We start from the raw sequence: 26,800 nt of genomic DNA, 5'->3' as shown, positions 1-26,800 counted from the left end.
GAGCATATTAATCATTAAATATATAACCATGTTGAGGTATGAAAAGGGGAGTAGAGAAATGAGATCTAAACCGATTTTTAATCAATTAAGTCCATATGTTCCAGGTAAAACAATTGAAGAAGTTCGTGAAGCTTATGGTTTGGACAACATCGTGAAGCTAGCTTCAAATGAAAATCCGTTAGGCTTTTCAGAACAAGTTCAAAAAGGGCTGCAAGAATCAGTTGAACAACTTGAAATTTATCCAGATGGTTATGCGCGCCAAATCAGAAATGTTTTAGCATCAAGCTTGGACATTGATGAAAAGCAAATCATATTTGGAAATGGTTCTGATGAAGTGGTCCAAATTATTTGTCGTACTTTATTGGAGCCTGGCACAAATACTGTGATGGCGACACCTACATTTCCACAATATCGCCATAATGCTTTAATTGAGGGAGCGGAAGTTCGAGAAGTACCCGTAGTAGATGGGGATCATGATTTAAGAACGATGCTCAATCAAATCGATGAACAAACGAGAGTCGTGTGGCTGTGCAATCCAAATAATCCAACTGGTAATATGATTGACCAAGAGGCTTTTGATCAATTTATGAAAGAGTGTCCAGAACATGTACTAGTAGTGGTTGATGAAGCGTATCGCGAATATGTTACAGACTCTTCATATGCGGATTCATTAAATGCACTCCCTACTTACCCTAATTTAATGATCACTCGTACGTTTTCAAAAGCTTATGGGCTAGCTGCTCTTCGATTTGGATATGGAATTGCAAGCAAGGAGTTAATTTCAACGTTAGAGCCTGCAAGAGAGCCATTTAACACCAACGTACTAGCACAAAAAGCTGCTTTGTTAGCTCTTGAGGATGAATCATTTATTAAATATACCTTTGAGCATAATGAAAAGATGAAAAAGGTAATGATGGCATTTTGTGACCGTTTAGGCTTAGGTTATTACCCTTCTGAAGCAAACTTTCTTTTAATTCACTTACCTATTAGTGGAGATGAAATGACAGAATATCTTCTGCAAAATGGTTATATAGTCCGTTCAGGAGAAGCTCTTGGTATTCCGAATTCCATTAGACTTACAATGGGAAGAGAAGAAGATATGAATCACATTATGAAAGTTATGGAAGAAAAAATATCCTCCGTTTCCAAATATTTTTAGTAGATGACTAATGCAAAGGTAGTGAAATCATGATTACGCTCACACAACAACATCAATCTAGCATTCGAGGAACATTGAGTGTTCCAGGAGATAAGTCAATATCCCATAGATCCATTATGCTGGCAGCTCTTGCAGAAGGGGAATCGAAAATCCAAAACTTTTTAACTGGTGAGGATTGTTTATCTACACTTCAAGCATTTGAAAATATGGGAGTCTCCATCAAACGTGATGGTCAAACCGTCATTGTAAGAGGACAAGGTCTATATGGTCTTGAAGAAGCTAAGGTCCCTTTAGATCTAGGTAACTCAGGTACAACAACTAGGCTTTTGTTAGGGGTGTTAGCAGGTTCACCTCACCACAATTGTATATATGGAGACCAATCGTTAACGAATAGGCCTATGAGCCGTGTAACAGTACCATTAAGACAAATGGGTGCAAAAATTGATGGGAGAGAAGATGGGAATTTCCTACCGATTAGTGTAAGAGGGGGCTCTTTAAAGCCAATCTCTTATACGCTTCCGATTAATAGTGCCCAAGTAAAATCATCTATACTACTTGCTGGCCTATTTGCTGAAGGATTAACGAAAGTTATAGAGCCAGTACCCACAAGGGATCACACGGAAAGAATGCTCAAAGCATTTCAGGTTGATGTGAAAAGAGAAGATAATGAAATTCTTCTTGAAGGAAACCAACCCTTAATGGCAACGGATATAGAAGTACCAGGAGATATTTCTTCAGCAGCATTCTTTTTATGTGGAGCGGCTATGAAAGTTGGTAGTAGTTTTACGGTTAAAGACGTTGGGTTAAACCCAACTAGAACAGGGGTAATCGATATTTTGAAGCGGATGGGTGCTAACCTATCTGTATCAATCAATCGTTATATTGGAGACGAACCAATTGGTGATATAACAGTCTTAGGGGATAAGCTTGAAGGTGTGACGATCTCTGGAAATGATATACCTAGACTTATTGATGAACTCCCAATCATTGCGCTTGTTGCTTCACAGGCTATTGGTAAAACCGTTATTAAAGATGCAGAAGAACTACGATTTAAAGAGACAGATCGAATTGGAGCTGTTGTTGATACACTAAGTAAAATGGGTGTCTCAATATCAGGAACTGAAGACGGGATGATTATTGAGGGGAGTCAAGATCCTCTTAAAGGAGGAGAATTCAACTCTTATCATGATCACCGTATTGGCATGATGGTAGCAATTGCTTCCCTATTAACAAATGAATCCGTGACATTAACTGATGAAGAGTGTATATCTATATCATATCCGTCTTTCTTTAAGGATTTTGATTCATTAACAGGCTGTCACGTATAAACCATATAAAGCCTTCATACCTTGTAACAACACGCTTTAAAAAGGGGACAAGAGTATGGAGGCTTATTGTATCAATACGACGAATAGTTTGGTTCGCAACCAATGGAAGCCACTACAACTTGCGGTTAGGGATGGAAAATGGTGTGAAACAAGTAATGTGGAAAACAAAACCAAGAACTTAGTCATTGACCCTTTTTGGATTGGTCCAGGGAAAATTTATATCGACTTGGAGTTCCCTTTATATGATGCACCCTATAGAACTGCATTGCTTCGACGTTATATTTATAGAGGATGTACGATGTTAATTACACAGTTACCCATCCACTCCAAGAAACAAATGAAAATCATGTGGGAGAAATACAAACGTGATTTAGAAATAATGGCTATTGATTATATGGTTGCTCCAAGAATTTCTTTACATCGTATTGACCCTGAAATAGTTCGTTATTTTGCGCGTCAAAAAGCTCCCTTTATTATAGCCGAAGTAAAAGATGAAAACTCTCTAAATATCACAAAATGGGAGTGGCTCGCACAGGCTCAAGGGAGTTCTTTTATACCTATTGTCCCGGTCTTTCCAAACCCTGCTACTGAAAAGAATTTGAGAAAGACATGGGATATGATTATGAATGCTTATGATATTAGAACTTTACCTGATCCTCTTAATGAATTGCCTTTAAGTGTAGGGAATTTATATGCTGCAGGTATCTCTCCGTATAAAGGGGATATTCGAACTTTAGGTGACGCTGACTATAATTTATATATAAATGACGAGAGACAAATTGAAGCGCCAGATCAAATGTTTTATCATAGAGCTATACCATATGTTACAGTGTTACGTGGTAAAGTGATTCGTGCTCATGTAGAAATGAATGATGAAAAAGGATATGGACACTTAACATACATTTCTATACCGAATCACTTCACGCATCGATGAAAGGGTGTAGGCATGCAAGGTATTGAAGAAGCCATTCAACTAATGAATGCAGGAAAATCAGAGAAAGCTATAGAAACATTAAGAACAGAATTATCTCGAGCAAATGACGAGGAGAAATATACAATTGCAGAAATGTTTATGCAATGGGGGATGGAAGATGAAGCCAAGGAAATCTTGCTTGAGTTGAAATCTCGATTCCCAGGTGAACATGAATTAACCGTTATGTTGGCTGAAATTTATATCGATCAAGAGCAAGATGAACAGGCGATTGATCTGTTAAACGAAATCCCTGAAGGGGACGAAGAGTATTTAAGTGCTTTAGTTCAGCTTGCTGATTTATATCAAGCTCAAGGTTTATTTGAGGTAGCTGAGACAAAGCTACTATCTGCCAAAAATATTGAACCGAATGAACCTGTTATCGACTTTGCGCTAGGTGAGTTGGCATTTTCAACGGGCGAATATCAAAAATCAATCCCATATTATGAAAAAGCGCTACGTAGAAATCAGCAAATGGGAGAAACTGAAATCCCGTTACGTTTAGCTGAAGCCTATGCGATTCTAGGGGACTTTGAACAGGCGTTAGACTATTTCCAAGCATCAGATGACTTTACACCTGATATTCTTTTCCGTTACGGTTTTACTGCTTATCAGGCCAACCGTATTGATATAGCCATTCGTGTATGGAATAAGCTTATTGAAGAAGATCCATTTTATCAATCTGCTTATCCTTTGCTTGCAGAAGCATATGAGCAAGAAGGCATGTTGGACGAGGCATATGATATTGCTCAAAAAGGCTTAAAGAAAGATGAATTTAATAAAGATCTCTTTTATTTAGCAGGCACGTTAGCATTCCGTTTAGAACAAAAACAGGATGGTTATCAACTTGTTAGAACTTCATTGTCGCTTGACCCTGGATATAAGGAAGCTGCACTATTCCTTGTTGAACGTTATAAAGAAGATGGAGACTATGAAGCGGTTAAGGATTTATTAGATTACCTTCATGAAATGAATGAAGAAGATCCATTATATACTTGGGAGTTAGCCCGAGCAAATAATGAATTAGAATATTATAAAGAGGCATTAAAAGGATACCAAGATGCATATAATGCATTTAAAGATGACAGTGAATTCTTGAAGGAATACGGTTATTTTCTAGTAGAAGAGGGGAGGGTAAAAGAAGCTCGTGATGTACTTGATCGCTATCTCTCCATTGAATCAACTGATGAAGAAGTAGAAGCGTTCTTGTCACGACTTCACACCACCGAGTAAATCATAAGTAAGTCTTCTCTCTTGTAAAAGGAGGGCTTAAGGTGAAAATGCCTGTATCAGTAGAGGATAAGAAAGAGTTTGTCCGTTGGTTTTTGAATCACTATCAATTAAAGCGTCGGGAAAGTGTCTGGATCCTTAATTATTTAATTAACCATGATACCATTATGGAGAATGTGCATTTTGTTGAGGAAGCTCGCTTTTGCCCACGAGGAATTGTCATATCGACGCATTGCGTAGATGAAGTCCCGTTTCGTTTTTATAAAGATCAAATTATGACCACAGATGCTGAGAAGTCCTTTCATGATATTCGTTTGAATCGAAATGAGCCTGTGTATATTCAATTAAACTTTAAGAGCGCACATCAATGTGCACAGTATGCGGCAGTACTTGTAGAAAATCCTTTTATCCCTAATGATTATTTTATAACAGAAAAGGATCAAGAAGTTGCTGAGAATGTTTTAAAAACATCTATTTCAGAATACCAAACGAAGAAACTAATGGAACAAATTGATCAAGCACTTGATAGCGGAGATCAAGAACGTTTTTTGGAGCTATCTCAACAATTGAATCAATTGCAAAAGAAGTTAACTCCCTAAAGCTCTAGGGGGTTTTTTCTTGTCTAAAAAGAAAATATCGTTTATTTTTATGGCGTAATAAATTAGAATTTAAGGAAGAACATATGAAAACAGTGCTTATATATAGTTGTAGAAAAAGGAGTAAAAATAATGAAATGGAATTACAATGATATGGATATGTACGTTCAGGCCAAGGAGTATGTAGATACTTTTTTAGTCCCTTTCGTACCATTCTCCTTTTCACGTAGCGACGAGGATACCAAAAGACTAGCCTTACATGCAGAATTAATGGACATCTTTGTGAATGAAATTGAAAAACAATACAAAGGTCGAATTTTTTTGGCACCGTCTTATTCTTATCTTTTAGATGGAGATTATAGTGAGGAAATCCCAAAGCTTAATGGTTTAGTTGAGCATGCACAAGCTAATGGGTTTAAACACATTTTGTTCTTAACATTTGACAACAAGTGGAAGAAAAGAGAGAGCAAATTACATGGGAATTTAATTTGGGTGCCAGCTGGACAGACTCATGATTTACAGAGTAAAGAGTCACAAAATATGATTCGAACACAAATTGATCAAGTTATGGAATTAATCACAACATATTGGCAAGAATAATTCACGAACAAGGATTGAAATAACATTATTGACCAGGCCCTTTGTTTGCGCTATCATAATATTGTCCTAGTAAACTGTGTGAATTGAATCTTACCATGAAATGTTGGATTATATGGATAGAGGGGGGAAAACAATGAGTAACAAAAAACAACAAGTATCCCGTCGACAATTTTTGAACTACACATTAACCGGTGTAGGTGGATTTATGGCAGCAGGAATGCTTGCACCAATGGTACGCTTTGCGGTTGATCCTGTGCTTAAACCTCAAAAAGCAGGAGATTACATTGCTACGGGTACAGAGGTGTCGAGTATTACAAAAACACCTACGCGTGTAGACTTTTCTTATGAGCAAGTCGATGCATGGTACAAATCAACTGTATCTAAAACTGCTTGGGTATACAAAGATGAAAAAGGCGATATCGTAGCCCTTTCACCAATTTGTAAACACTTAGGCTGTATTGTTGAATGGAAAAAAGAAGGAGAATATGCAAACCAATATTATTGTCCTTGTCATGGAGGACTTTACACAAAAAATGGTGATAATGTTCCGGGAACACCTCCACTTGCTCCATTAGATCAATACAAAGCAGAAGTTAGAGATGGCGTTTTATACTTAGGTGAAATTGTACCGAATCAGGAGGTGAAGTAAGACATGCTTCAAAGACTATATGATTGGGTGGACGAGCGTGTAGATATTACTCCATTATGGCGTGATATTGCAGACCACGAAGTACCTGAACACGTAAACCCTGCCCACCACTTTTCTGCCTTTGTTTATTGCTTTGGTGGTTTAACATTCTTTATTACTGTAATCCAAGTACTATCAGGCATGTTCTTAACGATGTACTATGTTCCTGACATTGAGAATGCTTGGAAGTCAGTAAAGTTTCTTCAAAGCCAAGTTGCCTACGGTCAAATTGTACGCGGTATGCACCACTGGGGTGCCAGTCTCGTTATCGTAATGATGTTCTTACATACATTGCGCGTATTTTTCCAGGGCGCTTACAAAAAACCACGTGAATTAAACTGGGTTGTTGGTGTATTAATTTTCTTCGTTATGCTTGGTCTAGGTTTCACAGGTTACCTACTTCCTTGGGATAACAAAGCATTCTTCGCAACACAGGTTGGTTTACAAATTGCTGAACAAACACCACTAATCGGAACTGAATTGAAAACGTTATTAGCTGGTGATCCGAAGATTATTGGGGCACAGACGTTAACACGATTCTTTGCCATTCACGTATTCTTCCTTCCGGCTGCCTTGTTTGGTTTAATGGGTGCACACTTCGTTATGATCCGTAAACAAGGTATTTCTGGACCACTATAAGATGAAGAATTTGTAAAGTAAAGGAGGGAACGCTATGCATAGGGGAAAAGGTATGAAATTCGTAGGAGATTCTCGTATCCCTGCCGAAAAGAAACCGAATATACCAAAAGATTATTCAGAGTATCCGGGTAGAACTGAAGCGTTCTGGCCGAACTTCTTATTAAAAGAATGGTTAGTAGGTGCAGTTTTCCTTATTGGATTTCTAGTGCTTACGGTAGTAGCACCATCACCACTTGAAAAAATGGCAGATCCAACTGATGCTGGATATATCCCACTTCCTGACTGGTATTTCTTGTTCCTTTATCAGTTCTTGAAATATGAGTTTGCGAGTGGACCATATATTGTATTAGGTGCATTTATTATTCCAGGATTAGCTTTCGGTGCACTTCTACTTGCGCCTTTCTTAGATCGCGGACCAGGTCGCCGTCCTTTTCAGCGTCCAATTGCAAATGGAATGATGCTTTTAGGTGTTGCGGCTACGATTTGGCTAACTTGGGAAGCTGCTGACCACGTAGATTGGGAAGCACGTGCTGAGTCTGGAAAAATTGTTGAAACGGTTGAGATTGATAAAGAGAAGCCAGGTTACAAAATCTTCAAGCAAAACTGTGCAAGCTGTCACGGTGGTAACTTAGAGGGTGGTAATGCTGGGCCAGCTTTAACTCAGACAGATAAGTCAGTTGAAGAAATCAAAGATATCGCTAAAAACGGTATTGGAAGTATGCCTGCCGGTCAGTTTAAAGGTAGTGACAAAGAATTACAACAACTTGCTGAATTTATTAAGTCTGTAAGTGAAAAAGCTAGTGAATAATACATTTTAAGTTTATTTGTAGAAGTTGGCATGGAAGTCGCCAACTTCTTTTTTTCTAACTTCAGCTTTATTATTATGTAAACGAGGGATATCGTGATGATTCGTTATGTATTAACAAATCGTTTTTTTCTAATATGGTTATTCATCGTCAATGTTTTAGGGACGATTTATGGCTATTGGTGGTATCGAGGTCAGTTGGCCGTGACACCTGATTATTTTTTAATTTTTGTACCTGACAGTCCAACTGCTAGTCTGTTCTTTTGTGTTTTTCTTGCTTTCTTTATAATGGGGAGAAATGTTCCTTATATAGAAGCCCTTGCTGTTGTGACATTATTTAAATACGGAATTTGGGCAGTTGTGATGAACGTTTTATTACTATTGGTAAACGGTAGCTTAAGCCCTACTGGTTTTATGCTGATTGCTTCACATGGGGCAATGGCCATTCAAGGTCTTTTATACACACCTTACTATAAGATTAAAATTCGACATTTAGTATTCGCTGGCATTTGGACCCTACATAATGACATCATCGATTATGTTTTTGAAATGATGCCTGTATATGGGAGTTTGATGACATATATGAATGAAATTGGCTACTTCACATTTTGGCTAAGTATTGTGTCCATTGCGCTTGCCTATGTTTTTACCGTGCGTAAATCTTTGTATAAGACCTATAACCTCTAGTATAAAGTCATATACTTGTCTCCCTTTTCATACATTGTAATCAGAAGGTATTGAGAGGGGAGCGTTATGAAAGAAAATATTATTGTACGAGCCAAAGTTGTCTTAAGTATTGTATTGGTATTCTCTCTGGTAATGGTGAATCATGTTCAAGCTAGTGAAACGAATTATGATGAAATCAAAACAACTACATATCAATTCTTACAATTTGTTAAAGAAGGACATAATCATGCAGCAATCACAAAATTGGAGGAATTGAAAAGAGTGAACGAAATGCATTCGATCGTTCCTGAAGAGAAACTATCCTATGATGAATTAATTACACTAATAAACGAAACTCAGTCTGCTCTTCAAGATACAAATACCTCAGCAGAAGAGAAATACCATAGGGCTTTAACCGTAGTATTACTTTATGATTCAATTTGGAATGAACATGATGCTCTATGGGTTACTTGGAAGTCCTATTTAGAAGATGAGATTGCACGTGTACTTGAAGCAGAACAAATAACAAATGCATCGATACAACATCTTTATTCATTGTACGAGCGTTTATTGCCAGCTTTGAAAGTGTCGTTAGGTAAAGAAGAATATGGAATGATGAAAGAACATCAAGAATCATTCCTTGCTTTTTTATCTGGTGAAAATAAGCAAGATGAGTTAACATTTATTCATTCACTCTCAAGCGATTTAAAAGCGATACCTGCTGAAAAAAAGGAAGAGAAAAGCTTTACTGAAGAACCTGGATTTATATGGCTTCTCTTTTCTGTAGGTGGGCTCATAATTAGTACATTATCTTATGTAGGTTGGAGAAAATATAGAGGTGAGAGTGACGATAAAAAAGAACATAAAGAGCGAGGTAGTTGACGGTTTAACCTTTTTTGACTAAAATATTCTTAGGAAGAACAAGTTAACTTCACATCTATGGAGGAATGAAACATGGGTTTAGGATCGTATCTCATCTATTTAGCATTTATCATCATTATCCCAATATGGGCGCAAATGCGAGTGAAAAAAACGTATAAAAAGTATTCAAAAGTACCGAACTCTTCAAATATGACTGGGGCACAAGTTGCTCGAAAAATATTAGATGATAACGGATTATATGATGTACAAGTTCATGAAACACGAGGCATGCTTTCGGACCATTATGACCCTCGTAAAAAAGTAGTGAATTTGTCTTCTGATAACTATCATCAGCCTTCAACAGCTGCGCAAGCTGTTGCAGCTCACGAAGTAGGGCATGCGATTCAGGATTCACAGGATTATGCTTTCTTAAGGCTTCGTCATACGTTAGTTCCTGTTGCTAGTTTAGGATCAAACTTATCCATCTTTTTAATTATCGGTGGTGCCTTATTAAATATGACAGGACTTTTCGGTATTGGGATTGTATTTTTCGCTGCAGCGGTTCTGTTTCAATTCGTTACCTTACCTGTTGAGTTTGACGCATCCAATCGTGCAATGTCGCAGTTAGTCTCAACGGGAGTTATTCGAAATAACGAAGAACGTGAAACAAAGAAAGTATTAAATGCAGCAGCATGGACGTACGTTGCGTCAGCTCTTGTTGCTTTACTTGAGCTAATACGTTTTGTACTAATGTTTATTGGAATGAACGAAGATTAATAAATAACGGAATGAGCATCTAATTGAAATTCAATTGGTGCTCATTTTTTTATGTTGTACTCTTATACATACAACTTAGACAGCTTTTCATATTCCATTTTAGCCCCCTTATCTTGAAGACTTGGAATCGAGATAATGTGCAGTGGAGGTCCGTTGCTGGAAAAGAGTAAGGGGTTCATTGAAACGGCAAGCCTCCTGCTGCCCCACACGACGTGGGGTAGGTCGACGTTGCCACACGATGTGGCGGTCTTAGTCGATCTTCATTATTTACTTTCAGCTTCCTCGTTCGCAAGCTCTCTGCGGGATCTCGTCAGCCCTTTGCTACCACTGGAGTTTGCCGTTTCCTTCACCCCTTTGCGTTTATGGAGGTTAACGGACCCTAGTTATTTGAGCTCTAACCCTTACGGACATCTGTTCCTTTATTTTGAACTTTTAAGGCATTTCGAGGTTCGTTACGGACATATGGTACCTTATTTGTGACAGATTGCTCTTTATTAAGGTGATTTGCAGCAATTAGCGGAATGAATGTCCGTAAGCTCTTTAGAAAAACCATTTTAAGGTGAAATAGCGGAACAAATGTCCGTAAGCATTACCTCCTCATATCGCTGCGGTTCCGTCCATCACCATTCGGCTAAGGTGGGCTTGGGAACGGGTTGACTCCTCCGGAAAAACGGGCGAGCGAGACCCCGCAAGAAGCGTAGCGTATGAGGAGGCTCGATCGTTCGTCCGGGGAAAGCAACCCGTTCCCAAGCCCACCGCACTCCACAATAGCAACGGAACCGCCTCTCTCACTAAAACAGTTATTCAAGATAACTACCATATTACTGAATAACTTTGCTAATAAAAAAATCCTCGTTACAAACAAAAGTAGTCCAATTAAGGACCCGCATTACATTTTGGGCTCCAAAACTGAACTACTTCATTTCATTTATCAATAGCTTATTAGCCAAAAAAGGGAGGGTTAAATTCTAATTCTCAATAGGATTTTTGTTCTCATCTAATGTGAAACCTTCACCAAGAACATCGTGAACGGAAGTAACTGCCACAAAAGCATGAGGGTCAACGGAATGAATAATATTTTTTAACCGAACAATTTCATTTCGTGCCACAACGCAATAGAGTACATCGCGACGTTCCCCAGTGAAACTCCCTTTACCAGCTAAAACTGTTACACCACGATCCATCTCCTTCATAATCTTAGCGGATATAGCCTGGCTCTCTCCAGAGATAATGGTTGCACCACGTGCTGCATAAGCACCTTCTTGAATAAAGTCAATAACCCTTGCTCCTACAAAGACAGCTATCAATGTGTACATCCCTTGTATGTAATCAAGATAAATAAGGACTGAAGCAGAAATCACACAAGCATCGAACACGAACATGGTACGTCCCATGCTCCATCCGGCATATTTATGAACCAGTCGGGCAATGATATCAACACCACCTGTAGTACCTCCACTACGAAAGATAATACCAAGACCTAACCCAATAAACACACCAGCAAATAGTGCAGCAATAATCATTTCATTTTGTAATTCAAAATGAACGTTATCCATGAAAAACGGTAATTCAAAAAACCATAAAAAGAATGATACTGCAAATGTTCCGATAAGCGAATATACCAGCGTATTCCGACCAAGTAGTTTCCATCCAATGATAAATACGGGAATGTTTAAAATAAGGTTCATGATAGCAATCGGTAATCCAAAATGATCTAATATTAATAGGATCCCTGTAAATCCGCCTTCAGCAAGATTGTTCTGCATATTAAAGTAGATTACACCAAAGCTAAATATAGCTGATCCCAGTAAAATAAATAAAGTATTTACTAAACGTACTCCAAGAAACTGCATTGACATGCCTCCTTTACTCCATTCATTATAGACAAACGTATCTAGTGGAGCAATCGAAGTTTTTATAGAGTTATTCCCATCTATGTAACATGAAGTGTCATTTACCTTTAAAATCGCTTGGCAACAAACTTCATCAATGGTATTTTTCGATTAAAAAATTTGTCAAAGTCCGTCCTTTTAGCTAACATGAAGAGAGGTTAATATTGATACATAGTGAAAGAGGGATGTTTGTGAAAAATAGAGAAGACTCCTTAACAAATGTTGAAATGCAAGAAAGAGTACATAAATATATATCTCAGTTTAAAGAAGGTTACTTTTCCCCATTAAGTATGCTCGCACGTATGACAGAAGAAGTTGGGGAGTTAGCACGTGAAATTAATCACCATTATGGAGAAAAGCCTAAAAAGAAATCAGAAGATGATAAAGCTTTGGAAGAGGAATATGGTGATTTATTATTTGTCATGCTTTGTTTTGCGAATTCCTTAGATATCGATATAGATGAAAGTTTCAACCGTGTTATGGATAAATTTGAAGTAAGAGATAAAGACCGTTGGACGAAAATAGAGGAGGATTATAATGAGTAATACAAATGTAATTGTAGCAGGACCAAGAGGGAAAATGGGAAGTGAAGCTCTCCGAATGATAGAGAAGGAAGAGCAGTTTTCGTTAGTTGCTTGTATAGATCGAAAGAATGCTGGCTTAAAAGTACAAGACGTTGAAGGTCTACCTGCATTTGATGCACCAATATATGATGATGTAGAACAATGTTTTCAAGATGTACAGGCAGATGTCTTAATTGATCTTACTACACCAGAGTTTGGGTATAAGCACACGCGATTGGCATTAGAATATGGCATTCGTCCTGTTGTAGGAACAACTGGCTTTACGAAGGATCAATTAGCAGAACTAGAAGACTTAGCTGAAAAGAAAGAACTCGGTGTGGTGATTGCTCCAAATTTCGCATTAGGAGCAGTGTTGATGATGCAATTTTCAAAATGGGCAGCGAAATACTTTCCAGATGTTGAAATTATTGAACGCCACCATGATCAAAAGCTTGATGCACCTAGTGGTACAGCCGTTAAAACTGCAGAATTAATACAAGAAGCACGAGAATCTAAGAAACAAGGTCACCCAGATGAAAAAGAGACGTTAGAAGGTGCTCGTGGAGCAGACTTAGATGGCATGAAGATTCATAGTGTTCGTTTACCTGGACTAATTGCACATCAGGAAGTCGTTTTCGGTTCTGATGGACAAACGTTAACGTTAAAGCATGATTCTTACCACCGTGAATCCTTTATGTCTGGTGTGAAATTAGCTGTTGAACATGTATTGAAACTTGATGTACTCGTTTACGGTTTAGAGAATTTATTAGAGTAAAAGGAGATTGCCTAATGAACATCGCATTAATTGCACACGACAAAAAGAAGGATGATATGGTTCAGTTTGCTACTGCTTATTCACATATCTTAGGGAAGCATAACCTTTTTGCTACAGGGACTACAGGTAAACGAATAGAAGAAGCAACTGGAGTTTCCTTGCATCGATTTCAATCAGGTCCATTAGGTGGAGACCAACAAATTGGTGCATATATTGCTCAAAATGATATGGATGTCATCATCTTTTTCAGAGACCCCTTAACAGCCCAACCACATGAACCAGATGTTAGTGCCTTGATGAGGCTATGTGATGTGTATCAAATTCCGTTAGCCACGAATTTAGCTGCGGCTGAAATTATGATACACGCTATTGAACGGGGAGACCTCCATTGGAGAGAAATCATCCATCATAATAAAAAACAAGGGTGAGAACATGAATCGCACGAAAATTGGTATCACCTGCTATCCTACTGTGGGGGGATCAGGTGTAATTGCCACTGAATTAGCAAAGCTTTTAGCTGAAAAAGGATATGAAATTCATTTTATTACATCGAATATTCCTTTTCGATTAAAGCGCATTTATCCAAATATTTATTATCATGAAGTTGAAATGACCCACTATCCTGTGTTTCAATACCCACCTTATGATCTCGCGCTTGCAAATAAAATGGCTGAGGTTATAAATCGAGAAAAAATTGATATTCTTCATGTTCATTACGCTATGCCTCATGCGATTTGTGCGATTTTAGCCAAGGAAATGGTAGAGCATGATGTTAAAATTGTAACGACCCTTCATGGAACTGATATAACCGTGTTAGGAGTCGATCCTAGTCTGAAAAATATGATTCGTTTTGGGATTGAACGTTCAGACAGGGTGACAGCTGTTTCAGAAAGTCTAGTTAATCAAACAAGAGATATGCTTAATGTAGGTAGAGACATGGACGTGATTTATAATTTCGTGGATGAACGAGAATATAGACAAAGGGAAGAAGCGAATCATTTACGAGAAGAATACGGTATTCAATCGGATGAAAAAGTTATTATACATATATCTAATTTTCGACAAGTAAAGCGTGTTCAAGATGTCATTTACTCATTTGTACGTATTGTTAAAGAAGTGAATGCGAAATTGTTACTTGTTGGGGATGGACCTGAATATTCTACTGTCTGTCAACTTGTTAGTGAGTTAGGGCTGCGTGATCGTGTTATTTTTCTCGGCAAGCAAGAAAATGTATCAGAGTTGTTATCCATATCTGACTTAAAACTCTTACTATCCTCTAAAGAAAGTTTTGGTTTGGTTTTATTAGAAGCTATGGCCTGCGGTGTTCCTTGTATAGGTACGAATATTGGAGGTATACCAGAAGTGATTCAAAACGGTGAATCAGGCTATATTTGTGACCTTGGAGATATAGAGGATATCTCAACTAAATCCATTGAACTCTTAACGAACATAGAAAAATGGCAAGAGTTTTCAAGAAATGGACTTCGTAGGGTTAATCAAGACTTTCATTCAGAAACGGTTGTAAAACAATATGAAGAAGTTTATGATGAGCTTCTTCAAACAGTAGAATAAGGAATGAGCAATATGGATAAGAAGTTTATAGATGCAATGCCGGTAATAGAGCACCTCCAATCAAATGGACATGATACGTACTTTGTAGGAGGTGCGGTCAGGGATCAATTATTAGGTAAGGAAATTGGCGATATCGATATTGCTACTGCAGCCAAACCTAATGAAGTCATCGAATTATTTGATAAGGTTATTCCAGTGGGGATTGATCATGGAACGGTTTTAGTTCGCTATAGAGGAGAATCCTATGAAGTAACTACCTTCCGTATAGATGGTGAGTACAATGACTTTCGACATCCTGATGAAGTAAAATATGTATCATCTATTGAAGAAGACCTTTCACGTAGAGATTTTACTATGAATGCTATAGCAATGAATAAGGATGGACAAATCATCGATCCTTATGGAGGTCAGGAAGATATACGTGATCAACAAATAAGAACGGTAGGATCTCCTGATGAGAGGTTTCAAGAAGATCCACTTCGAATGATGAGAGCTATACGTTTTGTAAGTCAACATGGGTTTGAACTTTCTGAAGAAACGTATAAGGCATTTGATCAATGGAAGCAACTCCTTTCTCATATAGCTATTGAAAGAGTTGCCGTTGAGTTTGAAAAGCTTTTTAGTGGAGTAGATCTAAATAAAGCTTGGACGCTTCTAGTTGAATCAAGATTATATGCTCATTTGCCTATTTTAAAAAAATCATCCCGACTTATGAATTCTACAAAACAGATTACCTGGGTCCCTCTGTATGATTTAGCTGAAGTCATTACAGTTTTTCATTTATTAGAACCTGGGGTTTCTATTGATAAGTGGGTGAAGCATTGGAAGCTTTCTAATCGTATAAAAAGAAAAAGTCTTACGCTAGTGAATGCATGGGATTTATGGCAAAACAGTAAAAAGAAACAGTGTCTTTATCATCTAGGGGAGGAACACATAGCAGCTTTTTACAGAGTTATAACAACTCTAAACTCTCATTTTGATAAAGAAATATATGAATTATACAAGGATTATAAATCTCTTCCTATTCACTCTCGACAAGATTTACAAGTGGATGGTAATGATATAAAAGAATGGTTCCCAGATGAAAAGCCTGGTCCTTGGATTAAACAATTCATGGAGTCAGTTGAAGAGCTGATTATTAATGGGGAGCTAGCGAATGATTCTCTGGAAATAAAAGAAAGGGTGGCATCATGGAATCCACACGAGCTAAATTAATCGATGTTTTATCATCACATCCTGATCAATATATATCTGGGCAATTGTTATCTGAGAAATTAAATATTAGCAGACCAGCCGTGTGGAAACACATGAAAGAGCTTGAGAAAGATGGGTATGAAGTAGAGGCAATCCCTCGTAAAGGATACAGAATAGTATCATATCCTGATAAATTAAGCACAAATACACTGCAGTGGGGCTTGAATACAGATTGGTTAGGGCAAAACGTTATACATAAACCATCCGTATCATCAACCCAAATTCTTGCCCATCAACAAGCTCAAGAAGACGCCCAGCATGGAACCGTAATCGTCGCTGACGAACAAACAAAAGGTCGTGGCCGTCTTAATCGTACATGGCACTCCCAAAAGGGTGATGGAATTTGGATGAGCATCATACTACGACCGACTTTTGAACCTCATCGTTCACCACAAATTACATTGTTAGCAGCGACCGTTCTGGCTGAAGTTTTTAAAAGACATTGTGGAATTAAGCCACAAATAAAGTGGCCAAATGACATTTTAACAGACGGGAAGAAGCTAGCAGGTATATTAACTGAATTGCAGGCCGAACAAGATCAAATAACGTATATAGTTTTAGGCATGGGGATTAACGTGAACCATGACCGGGACGTTTTTCCTAATGACATTCAAAACCAAGCAACTTCAATAAAACAAGAAACTGGGGAATCTTGGGCAATTGGAGCACTTATTCAAGATATTCTACAAACGTTCGAGAAGCGATATGAAGAGTTTATTGAAGAAGGATTTTCTAAGATTAAGTTACGTTGGGAAGCTTTTGGTTACCGTTTAGGGGACATTGTTGATATTAAAACACAACAACGAAGCTGGTCTGCTCGAATACTAGGTATTGAACATGATGGAGCTTTAAAAGTGTGTGATGAAAATGGTCAAGAAGATATTCTTTATTCGGCTGAAATACAGTGGGGAAGAGGTGACGGAAGTTGATCACAAGTGCGCAAATTAAAAAAATGAAACAAAATGAAGAGAAAATTTCTATGATTACGGCTTATGATTATCCATCAGCTAAACTAGCAGAACAAGCGGGAATGGATATGATTCTTGTTGGAGATTCACTTGGTATGGTTGTATTAGGTTATGATTCAACAATTCCGGTTACGGTTGATGATATGATTCATCATGGAAAAGCCGTAAAACGTGGAGCTCAAAACACTTATGTTGTAGTTGATATGCCATTTATGTCTTACCATATTTCCAATGAAGAGACACTTAGAAATGCTACGAAAATTTTCCAAGAAACTGGAGCTCATGCTTTAAAGCTTGAGGGTGCAGATGAGGTTCTGGATAAAATTGAGCTTCTTCAAAGAGGTGGCATCCCTGTTGTTGCACATCTTGGTTTAACGCCTCAGTCCGTTAACGTACTAGAAGGATACCGTGTCCAGGGTAAGGATCAAAAACAAGCAGAACAGTTAATTGAAGATGCCAAGAAAGCTGAAGAAAAGGGTGCAGTAGCTCTTGTTCTCGAATGTGTTCCGAAACAATTAGCTGAGCGTGTTTCAGAAATCTTAACCATTCCTGTGATAGGTATTGGAGCTGGAGTGGGTTGTGATGGTCAGGTTCTGGTGTATCATGATGTATTGAAATACGGTGTTGATCGTTTACCTAAGTTTGTGAAACCTTATGCAGAAGCAAATGATTGGATGTTTGAAGCGTTAAAAGCTTATGTACAAGATGTAAAAACGAAGTACTTCCCCGAAGATAAGCATTCCTTTACGATGAGTGAAGATGATCTTCCTCCGATTTATGGAGGTAAAGATACATGAACATCATAACAACCATTCAAGACATGAAAAAGACGATTACAAAGCTGAAAAAAGAGGGGAAAAGCATAGGCTTTGTACCTACTATGGGATATTTACATGAAGGGCATAGGAAGCTTATGGAGGAGGCGCGAAAAGAAAACGATGTTGTGGTAACAAGTATTTTTGTGAACCCTCTTCAATTTGGTCCAAATGAGGACTATGATCGATATCCAAGAGATGAAGAACATGATCGAAAGGCTATCAAAGAAGAAAAAGTCGATATTTTATTTTACCCTCATGTCAATGAAATGTATCCAAAGGAACAAACGGTACAAATGACCGTTCAAAGGCGTGTGAATGTTCTTTGTGGAAAAAGTAGAGAAGGACACTTTGACGGTGTTGTAACGGTTTTAACGAAATTGTTTAATATAGTTTTTCCAGATCGTATTTATTTTGGAATGAAGGATGCTCAGCAAGTAGCTGTTGTAGATGCTCTATTAGAGGATTACAACTTTTCTATTACACTTCGTCCCGTTGCTACAGTACGTGAAGCGGATGGATTAGCGAAAAGCAGTCGTAATGTTAACTTATCCAACCAAGAGCGTCAGGAAGCCCCAAATATTTATAAAGCTCTACTAGCTGGTAAAACGCTTGTAGAACAAGGTGAAATGGACCCAGAAGTTGTTATAGAGGAAGTTTCCCGTTTCATTCTGGAGCACACCCATGGTAAAATAGATTATGTTGATTGTCTTACGTATCCAAAGTTGGAAAAAGTGGAAACGATAAATAGACAAATGATATTAGCTGTCGCAGTCCAATTTGAACACGCGCGCCTTATTGATAATATCGTGTTTGGTTCAAATGGTCAGCCTTCAACAGCAATTGTATAGGAGGAACGATTATGTTTCGCACCATGATGAAATCCAAAATTCATCGTGCCCGCGTGACGGAAGCAAATCTCAATTACGTTGGCAGTATAACTATAGATCAACATATTTTAGATGAAGTTGGTATTTTACCTCATGAACAGGTTCAAATCGTGAATAATAATAATGGAGCGCGTCTTGAAACGTATGTGATTCCAGGTGAACGCCATAGTGGTGTTATTTGTTTAAATGGAGCAGCAGCACGTTTGGTTCAACCAGATGATATTGTCATTATCGTTTCTTACGCTATGTTAAATGAGGATGAGCTGCAATCATTTAAGCCAAAAGTTGCTTTAATGAATGAGCATAATGAAATTACAGAAATGATTGAACAAGAACCTCCATTAACGTTAAGTAGCTCCCATTGATTTGGGAGTTTTTTTCTTATAAAAGGTAGAATGAAGTAATGAAGTAAGGATACCTGCCTTCATTACACCCGAAAATAAAGAAGGTGAAAACATGCCGAAATTCGTCGTAGTGGATTTAGAGACAACAGGACATACTCCAAAAAAAGGGGATAAAATAATTGAGGTTGGAATGGTTACCATTGAAGATGGTGAGATTGTACACCAATTTCATTCCATGGTAAATCCAGAACAGCCTATACCTTCTTTTATTTCTCAATTAACTGGCATTGAAGATCAGGATGTACAAGATGCCCCCTTGTTTGATGAGATTGTCGATGAAATCGTTCACCTATGTCAGGATGCGTATTTTGTCGCTCATCATGTACAGTTTGATCTTGGTTTTTTAAATCACGCTATACAAGAAACAACAGGAAAATCACTAGATATTCCTGTTATTGATACCGTAGAGCTTGGAAGAATAATGATTCCACAAGCCCCTGGTTATAAATTAGCTCAACTAGCGGAATATTTAGATGTAGCGCATGAAAACCCACATCGGGCTTTAGCTGATGCCTATGTAACAGCAAATATATTGCTACAATTTATACATAAAGCAAAACAACTCCCTTATGAAACCTTACAACAGCTTTCAACTCTTGATCGAAAGTTAAAAAGCGACCTTCATGAGTTATTAAGCAACTGGATGGAGTCCAAAGCTTTTACGATTCAAGAGAGAGAGGACTTAGAAGTATTTCGTGGTATTGCCCTAAAACGAATTCGTGAAGAAGAACAGCGAAACTCACCAGACGTCGAAGGCTTTCAACCCTATTTAGACGATCTTTTAGGGAATGATGGAAGCCTATCAAAGAATATGGAGCGATATGAAGAACGTGGTAGTCAGCGAACAATGGCCACCACCATTTATGATGCTTTCCAATCAGAATCGCATGCATTAATCGAAGCAGAAACCGGTACCGGGAAGTCATTAGCTTATTTGCTACCAGCTGTTTATGAAGCAGTTACAAAACAAAATCGAGTCGTTATCAGTACACATACAACACATCTTCAGTCTCAGCTCTTAGATAAGGAAGTACCCTTACTTCATAAGAATCTTCCTTTTTCATTTACTTCAGCCCTATTTAAAGGAAAACAGCACTACATTAGTTTGAAGAAATTTGAATTTGAACTATACCATGGTACTTCTGATAATTATGATATTACCTTAACGAAAGCTATGCTTTTGGTTTGGCTAACAGAAACGGACACAGGAGATATTGATGAAATTCAGCTTCCTTCTAGTGGGAATATTTTTTGGAGAAGAATCTCAGCTGAAGCTGAAGGTTATATTGATCCTAAGTCACCTTGGTTTTCTCGCTCCTTTTATCAAAGAGCAAGGAAACAAGCACAAAAAGCGGATTTATTAATTACGAATCATTCGCTATTATGCACGGATATCAGTGAAAATTATAGCCTGTTGGCATCGTATAGTAAGCTCATTATTGATGAGGCACATCATCTAGAAGCAACTGCTGCGAAACACTTTGGAAGAAAGATTGACTATGTCTCCATTCAGTATTTACTCAATGAGATGGGGGGGAATTCTGCAGGGGATTGGATTTATGGACTATTATCTTCGTATCCTGAGATGGCCTTAAAGCATGATATTACAAAGTGGGATGAGCTTGTACAAAATTCAAAAGAAGAGTCGGATGAATTGTTTCGTTTTCTATTCTCCTATGTCGTTAAACAGCATAATGCCCATATTTCACTTAATGATGTAGGACGCTATCAATATCGATTCCAGAATGATCAAGAAAACCCTCAAACCTGGAGTACAGTTCAAGAAATGACCAGAAGAGTTTCTTTTTATCTTCGAGATCTAATTCAGTTCTTACACAAATGTAAAAACTGGATAAGTTTAGCTGAAACCTCAGAAGAAGCATCTAGATGGACTGAAGACATTCGGATGTATATCGAAAGGATGGAAGAGGTTATTCATTCACTGGATCATCTACTCCTTTCAGAAGAAGAATCCATTGTAAAATGGATCGAAATTGAGGCATATGGAGCAAAAAATGCCGTATTCTTACACAGTGAGCCTATTGAGATTGCTACCATTATGCAGGACCAATTATTTGCGCAGAAAGAAAGTGTCATTTTAACAAGTGCAACATTAACAATGAAGGATTCATTTACCTTTATGATGAAGCGATTAGGTCTCGAGAAATCATCGACTATTCAGCAAAAGATTCAATCTCCATTTCATTATGAAGATCAAGTTCAGTTGATGATTCCTAATGATTTTCCAAATATTAAATATGGAGACCAAGAAGACTTTATTTACGCAACATGTGAAGCCATTTATTCCTTAGCCACCATTACGAAAGGTAGAATGCTGGTCCTCTTTACATCGTATGACATGTTGAAGAAGACATATTCTGCGATGAAAGAGTTTATTGATCAGGAAGAGTTTATTCTAATTGCTCAGGGAGTATCTAGCGGAAGTCGGTCACGATTAAAAAAGAATTTCCAAGCATTTGATCAAGCTATATTATTTGGAACCAGTTCATTTTGGGAAGGTGTCGATATTCCGGGACAGGATCTAACATCTGTTGTCATTGTACGTTTACCATTTCAACCACCTGATCACCCTGTTTATAAAGCAAAATCAGATGCTTTGAAATCACAAGGTAAAAATGCTTTTATGGAACTCTCATTGCCGAATGCTGTTATACGGTTTAAGCAAGGCTTTGGAAGATTGATTCGGTCCAGTCAGGATCGTGGAATCGTAATGGTTTGTGATGACCGTATCATGAAAGCAAAGTATGGAAAGTATTTTATCGATTCAATACCTTCAATTCCAGTACATTTTGATTCAACTCATAAATTAATGGAAGAGGCGAGAAGATGGTTATGATAACTTCCCTCAAAAATACACATCCTATATAAAGCGACTCTTATAAAACCTTGAAGGAGTCAGTTTTATTAAGGTGTGAGTAACGTGAAAAAGTTCATGATTTTATTGGTCCTTATCATCGTGTTGAATTCATCACAAAACATTGTAGACGCTAGCAAAATTGATATTAATGGGGAAGAAGTGTTATTTGTATTTTTCTCTTTGCCTGATGGAGAAGCAATGTTAATTCAAACGGGACATGGGGAAAATTACCTTGTTAATACAGGCTCCAAAATAAGTGAAAAAATACTGCTAGAGCAAATGAATAATTTAGGAGTTAAACAACTTGATTCGATTATTTTTACAAACCAAAATAAAACAACTTGTGGAAATGCCACACGGTTAATCAAGCGTTATCATGTTCAACAGCTCATTTACTCAGAAGATTTATCTCCTATGTGTACATCAGAAGAGTCAACAATACAACATGCTATTTGGAAAAAAGGAGAAAAACATGAGGTTTCACCAGGTTTATCATTTAGAGTTTTACCAGCTGATACAGAAGATGAAATGTCTTTATATATTATATATGGCAAGACATCCATATTGTATTTAGCTAGTGGAAGAGTTGAGGTAGAAAAGGATTTAATCAATAATGGCACAATACAAGCTGAAATTTTGAAAGTAGGGGACTACGCTCGAACACAATCTCCTTCCATTGATTTATTAGAAAAAGTGGATCCTCATGTTGCTATGATCTATCCCTTAAAAGGAATCAGTCCAAATGAAGGTCTGCTTGAACGATTGAATGAGTCCTGGATTGATGTTTACCAGCTTAGAAAAGTGGGGACTACAACAATTCATTGCAATTTAGAGGACTATGATATGCATCCCAAATAAATAAAAGCTCACACCAGTACGTGTGGGCTTTTATTTACCATCAACAAAAACCATAATAAAAAGACCTGTACGTAAGACGCACAGGTAAGTATAGGTTAGGAAGTTTAAAAAATTTAGGCTACACCATCAAATTGTAAATGGATTCTTGTTATAATTAAGAAGTATTTGTAATGGGGTACAGTACTATTTTGTGCGTTTATAAAGGGAATATGATAGGCAATATTTAAAACGTATAGATGTGGCTCATTTCATTTGAAAAGTGAAGGATTAACCTTTGGAGGGTCAACAATGGGAGATAAAATTGAGGTATTATCAACCACAACAGTGGAATACACAAAAGATTTATACAAAATTGTCGATTCATTAAATCGTACGCTTAAGCGAGACGACTTAATGTTTGGATTAGCATTGGATGAGAATGATGAAAACAAAGCGATTTTCACGATCTATAGAACATAGACGAATCCGTTATGCCATAGTAGGCATAGGTATCCTATTTTTGTTGGCCATAGGGTATTCACTGTACTTATATGTCAGTATCATGCAAGAGAAAACGGATACCTTTTCTGAATCAAAGGAAATGGCAATAAAAGAAACACCTATTGAAAAAGTTTCAACCGTTTATCGCTACCATGGAGCGGCTCGTTATGATATAGTAGCAGGCGTGGAACCTAATGGAGAAGAAGGATTTGCATTTGTTGAGAAAGCAAAAGCAACTGAAGAACAAGAGCAGCTAAATATCAGTTATGTTTCTAAACAAAATACTGTCTCTAAAGACCAAATCTTATCTCAGTGGCGTAACAATTGTCAGGGGTGTGACTTTGAGAAAATCACACCAGCAATAGATAATCAAAAACCTTTATGGGAAATAACGTATTATGATCCTCAAAGTCGTTACGTATTTGATTATTATTACATGAAAAACGCCAAAAAATATGAACAATATCGATTAAAACAATAGATCAAGAAGGAGGACCTCATATGGAATTAGCTAAACGTGTTCAATCCTTAACCCCTTCAAGTACATTAGCGATTACAGCAATGGCGAACGCATTAAAAGCTGAAGGTCATGACGTTATTGCACTAGGTGCTGGAGAGCCCGATTTTAATACGCCTGAACATATCTTAGATGCAGCTGAAAAGGCAATGAGAGAAGGTCAAACCAACTACACGCCCTCTGGTGGTATTCCAGCTTTAAAAGAGGCTATTGTTCAGAAGTATCAACAGGATAACCAGCTTACATATGATCCGAAACAAGTAATTGTAACAACCGGAGCTAAACATGCCTTATATACGTTGTTTCAAGCACTTTTAAATCCAGGTGATGAGGTTATTGTGCCTGCCCCTTACTGGGTAAGTTATCCTGAACAAATTAAGCTAGCGGAAGGGACACCTGTAATCGTAAAAGCAAGTGAAGATAATGACTTCAAATTAACTCCAGAGCAAATTGAAGAAACGATTACAGATCGTACTAGAGCGATTATCATTAACTCACCATCTAATCCAACAGGTATGCTGTATTCGAAAGAAGAATTGCAAGCTATTGGTGAAGTATGTCTGAGAAGAAATATCATGATCATTTCAGATGAGATCTATGAGAAATTGATCTATGGTGATGAATCTCATACTTCCATGGCTCAAATCTCTAATGAGTTAAAAAATCAAACAGTCATCATTAATGGTGTATCAAAATCTCATGCAATGACGGGTTGGAGAATTGGCTATGCAATTGGTGATGAAAAGTTGATTAAGGCTATGACAAACTTAGCTTCACACTCTACTTCTAATCCTACAACGATTGCGCAATATGCTGCATTGTCAGCCTATACTTCATCTCAAGATGCTGTAGAGGAAATGAAAAACGCATTTAGTCATCGTTTAGAGAAGCTTTATGAGTGGATCTCAGATATCCCAGGAGTAGAATGTGTAAAACCTAAGGGGGCCTTTTATTTATTCCCTAATGTTCAGAAAGCTGCCAAGTCGAATGGATTTGATAGCGTAGACGACTGGGTTAAGGCTTTACTTGAGGAAGAGAAAGTTGCACTAGTACCTGGCTCAGGTTTTGGAGCAGAAGAAAATATACGTCTATCCTATGCAACATCATTAGACCAATTAGAAGAAGCGGCCATTCGAATCCGTCGTTTTATAGAAAAGCATCAATCTTAACGTTTTGGAGGGTAACACATGAAAACAACTATATCCCAAGTTCATAAACATGTAGGAGAAGAAGTAACCATCGGCGCATGGTTAGCAAACAAACGTTCAAGCGGTAAAATTGCATTTTTACAACTTCGTGATGGAACAGGTTTTATTCAAGGAGTTGTCGTAAAAGCAGAAGTAGATGAAGAAACATTTGCGCTTGCAAAAAGTATGACTCAGGAATCTTCATTGTATGTAACTGGTACAGTTTCTGAAGATTCTCGTTCACCATTTGGTTATGAATTACAGGTTAAATCACTTGAATTAATTCATGAAGCTGTTGATTATCCAATTACACCGAAAGAACACGGTCCGGAATTTTTGCTAGATCACCGTCACTTATGGTTACGTTCTAAAAGACAGCACGCCATCATGAAAATCCGTAATGAAATTATTCGTTCTACTTATGAGTTTTTCAATACTCATGGTTACACAAAAATTGATCCGCCAATTTTAACAGGATCTTCAGCTGAAGGAACAACAGAATTGTTCCATACCAAATATTTTGAAGAAGATGCATACCTTTCTCAAAGTGGACAGCTTTATATGGAAGCGGCAGCTATGGCTTTTGGTAAAGTGTTCTCATTTGGTCCAACCTTCCGTGCTGAAAAATCTAAGACTCGTCGTCACCTAATTGAATTTTGGATGATTGAGCCAGAGATGGCATTTATGGATCATGAAGATAATCTTGAAGTTCAGGAACAATATGTTTCTCACGTTATTCAATCAGTACTTGAAAACTGCAAGCTTGAACTGCAAGCTCTTGAACGTGACACTACACAGCTTGAAAAAATTCAAGCACCATTCCCACGTATCACATATGGGGACGCGATTAAGCTGTTAAAAGAAAAAGGTTTTGATGATATCGAGTGGGGAGACGATTTCGGTGCACCTCATGAAACAGCAATTGCTGAAAGCTATGATAAGCCTGTTTTCATTACGCATTTCCCTCTAGATATTAAAGCATTTTACATGAAGCCGGACCCTGAAAATCCTGATGTTGCCTTATGTGCTGATTTAATTGCACCTGAGGGATATGGTGAGATTATCGGAGGATCTCAACGTATTGATGATCTAGATCTAATGAAACAACGTTATGCAGAACATGAATTGGGTGAAGATGCTTACAAATGGTATTTAGAGCTTCGTCAATATGGTAGTGTTCCACACTCAGGATTTGGATTAGGTTTAGAGCGTACAGTAGCATGGATTACGGGTACAGAACATGTTCGTGAAACAATTCCGTTCCCACGTTTATTAAACCGTCTATATCCTTAATATTTAATGATACAATAGAACAGAAATTAGATGAAAAGCTCCCAACCCTTGGGAGCTTTTTCAATCATTGCTTATCTCTAAATCATAAATAAACGTGTTATAATCATGTATTGGAATGTAACGAACGTATAGTAA

At 37.7% G+C, this 26,800-nt stretch carries 29 protein-coding genes; 27 read left to right on the top strand and 2 right to left on the bottom strand.

Translation table 11 applies throughout. The features are described 5' to 3' along the window. Positions 1-58: 58 nt before the first annotated feature. The 12 genes from hisC (at position 59) to GS400_RS10890 (ending at position 10,319) form a co-directional block, all read left to right on the top strand. Positions 59-1,159 carry a histidinol-phosphate transaminase gene (gene hisC / locus GS400_RS10945; protein WP_160101685.1) on the top strand — a complete coding sequence of 367 codons (1,101 nt, stop codon included), beginning with the start codon at positions 59-61 and terminating at the stop codon, positions 1,157-1,159. A gap of 29 nt (positions 1,160-1,188) precedes the next feature. Continuing rightward, on the top strand, positions 1,189-2,487 hold the full coding sequence (gene aroA / locus GS400_RS10940; protein ID WP_160101683.1) for a 3-phosphoshikimate 1-carboxyvinyltransferase: 1,299 nt from the start codon (positions 1,189-1,191) through the stop codon (positions 2,485-2,487). A 55-nt stretch (positions 2,488-2,542) separates the two neighbouring features. Beyond that, the gene (locus tag GS400_RS10935; protein WP_160101681.1) at positions 2,543-3,421 is read left to right on the top strand and encodes a hypothetical protein; all 879 of its coding nucleotides are present in this window, start codon (positions 2,543-2,545) and stop codon (positions 3,419-3,421) included. Positions 3,422-3,433: 12 nt separating this feature from the next. After that, on the top strand, positions 3,434-4,690 hold the full coding sequence (locus GS400_RS10930; RefSeq protein WP_160101679.1) for a tetratricopeptide repeat protein: 1,257 nt from the start codon (positions 3,434-3,436) through the stop codon (positions 4,688-4,690). Positions 4,691-4,737: 47 nt separating this feature from the next. Further along, on the top strand, positions 4,738-5,286 hold the full coding sequence (locus GS400_RS10925) for a ReoY family proteolytic degradation factor (RefSeq protein WP_081673029.1): 549 nt from the start codon (positions 4,738-4,740) through the stop codon (positions 5,284-5,286). A gap of 129 nt (positions 5,287-5,415) precedes the next feature. After that, positions 5,416-5,883, top strand: coding sequence for a YpiF family protein (locus GS400_RS10920; protein WP_160101677.1), 468 nt, complete (start codon positions 5,416-5,418; stop codon positions 5,881-5,883). 133 nt (positions 5,884-6,016) lie between these two features. Further along, complete coding sequence (locus GS400_RS10915) at positions 6,017-6,532, top strand: Rieske (2Fe-2S) protein (RefSeq protein ID WP_160101675.1); 516 nt, start codon at positions 6,017-6,019, stop codon at positions 6,530-6,532. A gap of 3 nt (positions 6,533-6,535) precedes the next feature. Beyond that, positions 6,536-7,210, top strand: a complete 675-nt coding sequence (qcrB, locus tag GS400_RS10910; RefSeq protein WP_160101673.1) for a menaquinol-cytochrome c reductase cytochrome b subunit — start codon at positions 6,536-6,538, stop codon at positions 7,208-7,210. A 34-nt stretch (positions 7,211-7,244) separates the two neighbouring features. Continuing rightward, positions 7,245-8,018 (top strand): menaquinol-cytochrome c reductase cytochrome b/c subunit, encoded by a 774-nt coding sequence (locus tag GS400_RS10905; RefSeq protein WP_160101671.1) that lies wholly within the window; start codon positions 7,245-7,247, stop codon positions 8,016-8,018. A 96-nt stretch (positions 8,019-8,114) separates the two neighbouring features. Beyond that, complete coding sequence (locus tag GS400_RS10900) at positions 8,115-8,702, top strand: lipoprotein heptaprenylglyceryl N-acetyltransferase LhaT (RefSeq protein ID WP_160104597.1); 588 nt, start codon at positions 8,115-8,117, stop codon at positions 8,700-8,702. A 66-nt stretch (positions 8,703-8,768) separates the two neighbouring features. Beyond that, positions 8,769-9,563, top strand: a complete 795-nt coding sequence (locus GS400_RS10895) for a sporulation protein YpjB (RefSeq protein ID WP_160101669.1) — start codon at positions 8,769-8,771, stop codon at positions 9,561-9,563. 72 nt (positions 9,564-9,635) lie between these two features. Then, a complete protein-coding gene (locus GS400_RS10890; RefSeq protein ID WP_160101667.1) occupies positions 9,636-10,319 on the top strand; it encodes a zinc metallopeptidase in 684 nt (227 codons plus the stop codon). Positions 10,320-10,713: 394 nt separating this feature from the next. Here the strand turns inward: GS400_RS10890 and GS400_RS10885 are convergent, their stop codons facing one another. Together GS400_RS10885 and GS400_RS10880 are read right to left on the bottom strand one after the other, a co-directional pair. After that, the gene (locus GS400_RS10885) at positions 10,714-10,872 is read right to left on the bottom strand and encodes a hypothetical protein (protein ID WP_160101665.1); all 159 of its coding nucleotides are present in this window, start codon (positions 10,870-10,872) and stop codon (positions 10,714-10,716) included. A 415-nt stretch (positions 10,873-11,287) separates the two neighbouring features. After that, positions 11,288-12,172 (bottom strand): YitT family protein, encoded by an 885-nt coding sequence (locus GS400_RS10880; protein WP_160101663.1) that lies wholly within the window; start codon positions 12,170-12,172, stop codon positions 11,288-11,290. A gap of 266 nt (positions 12,173-12,438) precedes the next feature. On the opposite strand from GS400_RS10880, the gene GS400_RS10875 reads away from it, so the two are divergent. The 15 genes from GS400_RS10875 to asnS all read left to right on the top strand — a co-directional run bounded on the left by GS400_RS10875 (position 12,439) and on the right by asnS (position 26,665). Further along, entirely contained in the window at positions 12,439-12,756 is a 318-nt protein-coding gene (locus GS400_RS10875; RefSeq protein WP_236561256.1) for a nucleotide pyrophosphohydrolase, read from the top strand. Continuing rightward, complete coding sequence (gene dapB, locus GS400_RS10870; protein ID WP_160101661.1) at positions 12,749-13,549, top strand: 4-hydroxy-tetrahydrodipicolinate reductase; 801 nt, start codon at positions 12,749-12,751, stop codon at positions 13,547-13,549. Before GS400_RS10875 ends, dapB begins: the two co-directional genes overlap by 8 nt. Before the next feature lie 14 nt (positions 13,550-13,563). Beyond that, positions 13,564-13,977 (top strand): methylglyoxal synthase, encoded by a 414-nt coding sequence (gene mgsA / locus GS400_RS10865; protein WP_160101659.1) that lies wholly within the window; start codon positions 13,564-13,566, stop codon positions 13,975-13,977. 4 nt (positions 13,978-13,981) lie between these two features. Then, on the top strand, positions 13,982-15,121 hold the full coding sequence (gene bshA / locus GS400_RS10860) for an N-acetyl-alpha-D-glucosaminyl L-malate synthase BshA (protein ID WP_160101657.1): 1,140 nt from the start codon (positions 13,982-13,984) through the stop codon (positions 15,119-15,121). Between the two features lie 12 nt (positions 15,122-15,133). Further along, positions 15,134-16,336: a CCA tRNA nucleotidyltransferase gene (locus tag GS400_RS10855; RefSeq protein ID WP_160101655.1), complete on the top strand. Its 1,203-nt coding sequence runs from the start codon at positions 15,134-15,136 to the stop codon at positions 16,334-16,336. Then, positions 16,312-17,304, top strand: coding sequence for a biotin--[acetyl-CoA-carboxylase] ligase (locus GS400_RS10850; protein WP_160101654.1), 993 nt, complete (start codon positions 16,312-16,314; stop codon positions 17,302-17,304). Before GS400_RS10855 ends, GS400_RS10850 begins: the two co-directional genes overlap by 25 nt. Then, a complete protein-coding gene (panB, locus tag GS400_RS10845; protein WP_160101652.1) occupies positions 17,301-18,140 on the top strand; it encodes a 3-methyl-2-oxobutanoate hydroxymethyltransferase in 840 nt (279 codons plus the stop codon). The genes GS400_RS10850 and panB overlap by 4 nt, the downstream gene beginning before the upstream one ends. Then, on the top strand, positions 18,137-19,009 hold the full coding sequence (gene panC, locus GS400_RS10840) for a pantoate--beta-alanine ligase (protein ID WP_160101650.1): 873 nt from the start codon (positions 18,137-18,139) through the stop codon (positions 19,007-19,009). Before panB ends, panC begins: the two co-directional genes overlap by 4 nt. A gap of 11 nt (positions 19,010-19,020) precedes the next feature. Beyond that, positions 19,021-19,413: an aspartate 1-decarboxylase gene (panD, locus tag GS400_RS10835; RefSeq protein WP_027447185.1), complete on the top strand. Its 393-nt coding sequence runs from the start codon at positions 19,021-19,023 to the stop codon at positions 19,411-19,413. Positions 19,414-19,504: 91 nt separating this feature from the next. Continuing rightward, complete coding sequence (gene dinG, locus GS400_RS10830; RefSeq protein WP_160101648.1) at positions 19,505-22,309, top strand: ATP-dependent DNA helicase DinG; 2,805 nt, start codon at positions 19,505-19,507, stop codon at positions 22,307-22,309. Positions 22,310-22,393: 84 nt separating this feature from the next. Continuing rightward, positions 22,394-23,188: a ComEC/Rec2 family competence protein gene (locus GS400_RS10825; protein ID WP_160101646.1), complete on the top strand. Its 795-nt coding sequence runs from the start codon at positions 22,394-22,396 to the stop codon at positions 23,186-23,188. A 288-nt stretch (positions 23,189-23,476) separates the two neighbouring features. Continuing rightward, a complete protein-coding gene (locus GS400_RS10820; protein WP_160101644.1) occupies positions 23,477-23,647 on the top strand; it encodes a YpmA family protein in 171 nt (56 codons plus the stop codon). Positions 23,648-23,729: 82 nt separating this feature from the next. Then, on the top strand, positions 23,730-24,149 hold the full coding sequence (locus tag GS400_RS10815; RefSeq protein WP_160101642.1) for a cell wall elongation regulator TseB-like domain-containing protein: 420 nt from the start codon (positions 23,730-23,732) through the stop codon (positions 24,147-24,149). 20 nt (positions 24,150-24,169) lie between these two features. Then, a complete protein-coding gene (locus tag GS400_RS10810; RefSeq protein WP_160101640.1) occupies positions 24,170-25,354 on the top strand; it encodes a pyridoxal phosphate-dependent aminotransferase in 1,185 nt (394 codons plus the stop codon). An 18-nt stretch (positions 25,355-25,372) separates the two neighbouring features. Beyond that, positions 25,373-26,665: an asparagine--tRNA ligase gene (gene asnS / locus GS400_RS10805; RefSeq protein ID WP_160101638.1), complete on the top strand. Its 1,293-nt coding sequence runs from the start codon at positions 25,373-25,375 to the stop codon at positions 26,663-26,665. Positions 26,666-26,800: the final 135 nt, after the last annotated feature.

Origin of the sequence: Pontibacillus sp. HMF3514, from assembly GCF_009858175.1 — a bacterium.
GTDB lineage: Bacteria > Bacillota > Bacilli > Bacillales > BH030062 > Pontibacillus.
The sequence above is the reverse complement of the archived record's forward strand: the minus strand, read 5'-3'. Positions and strand labels throughout refer to the sequence as shown.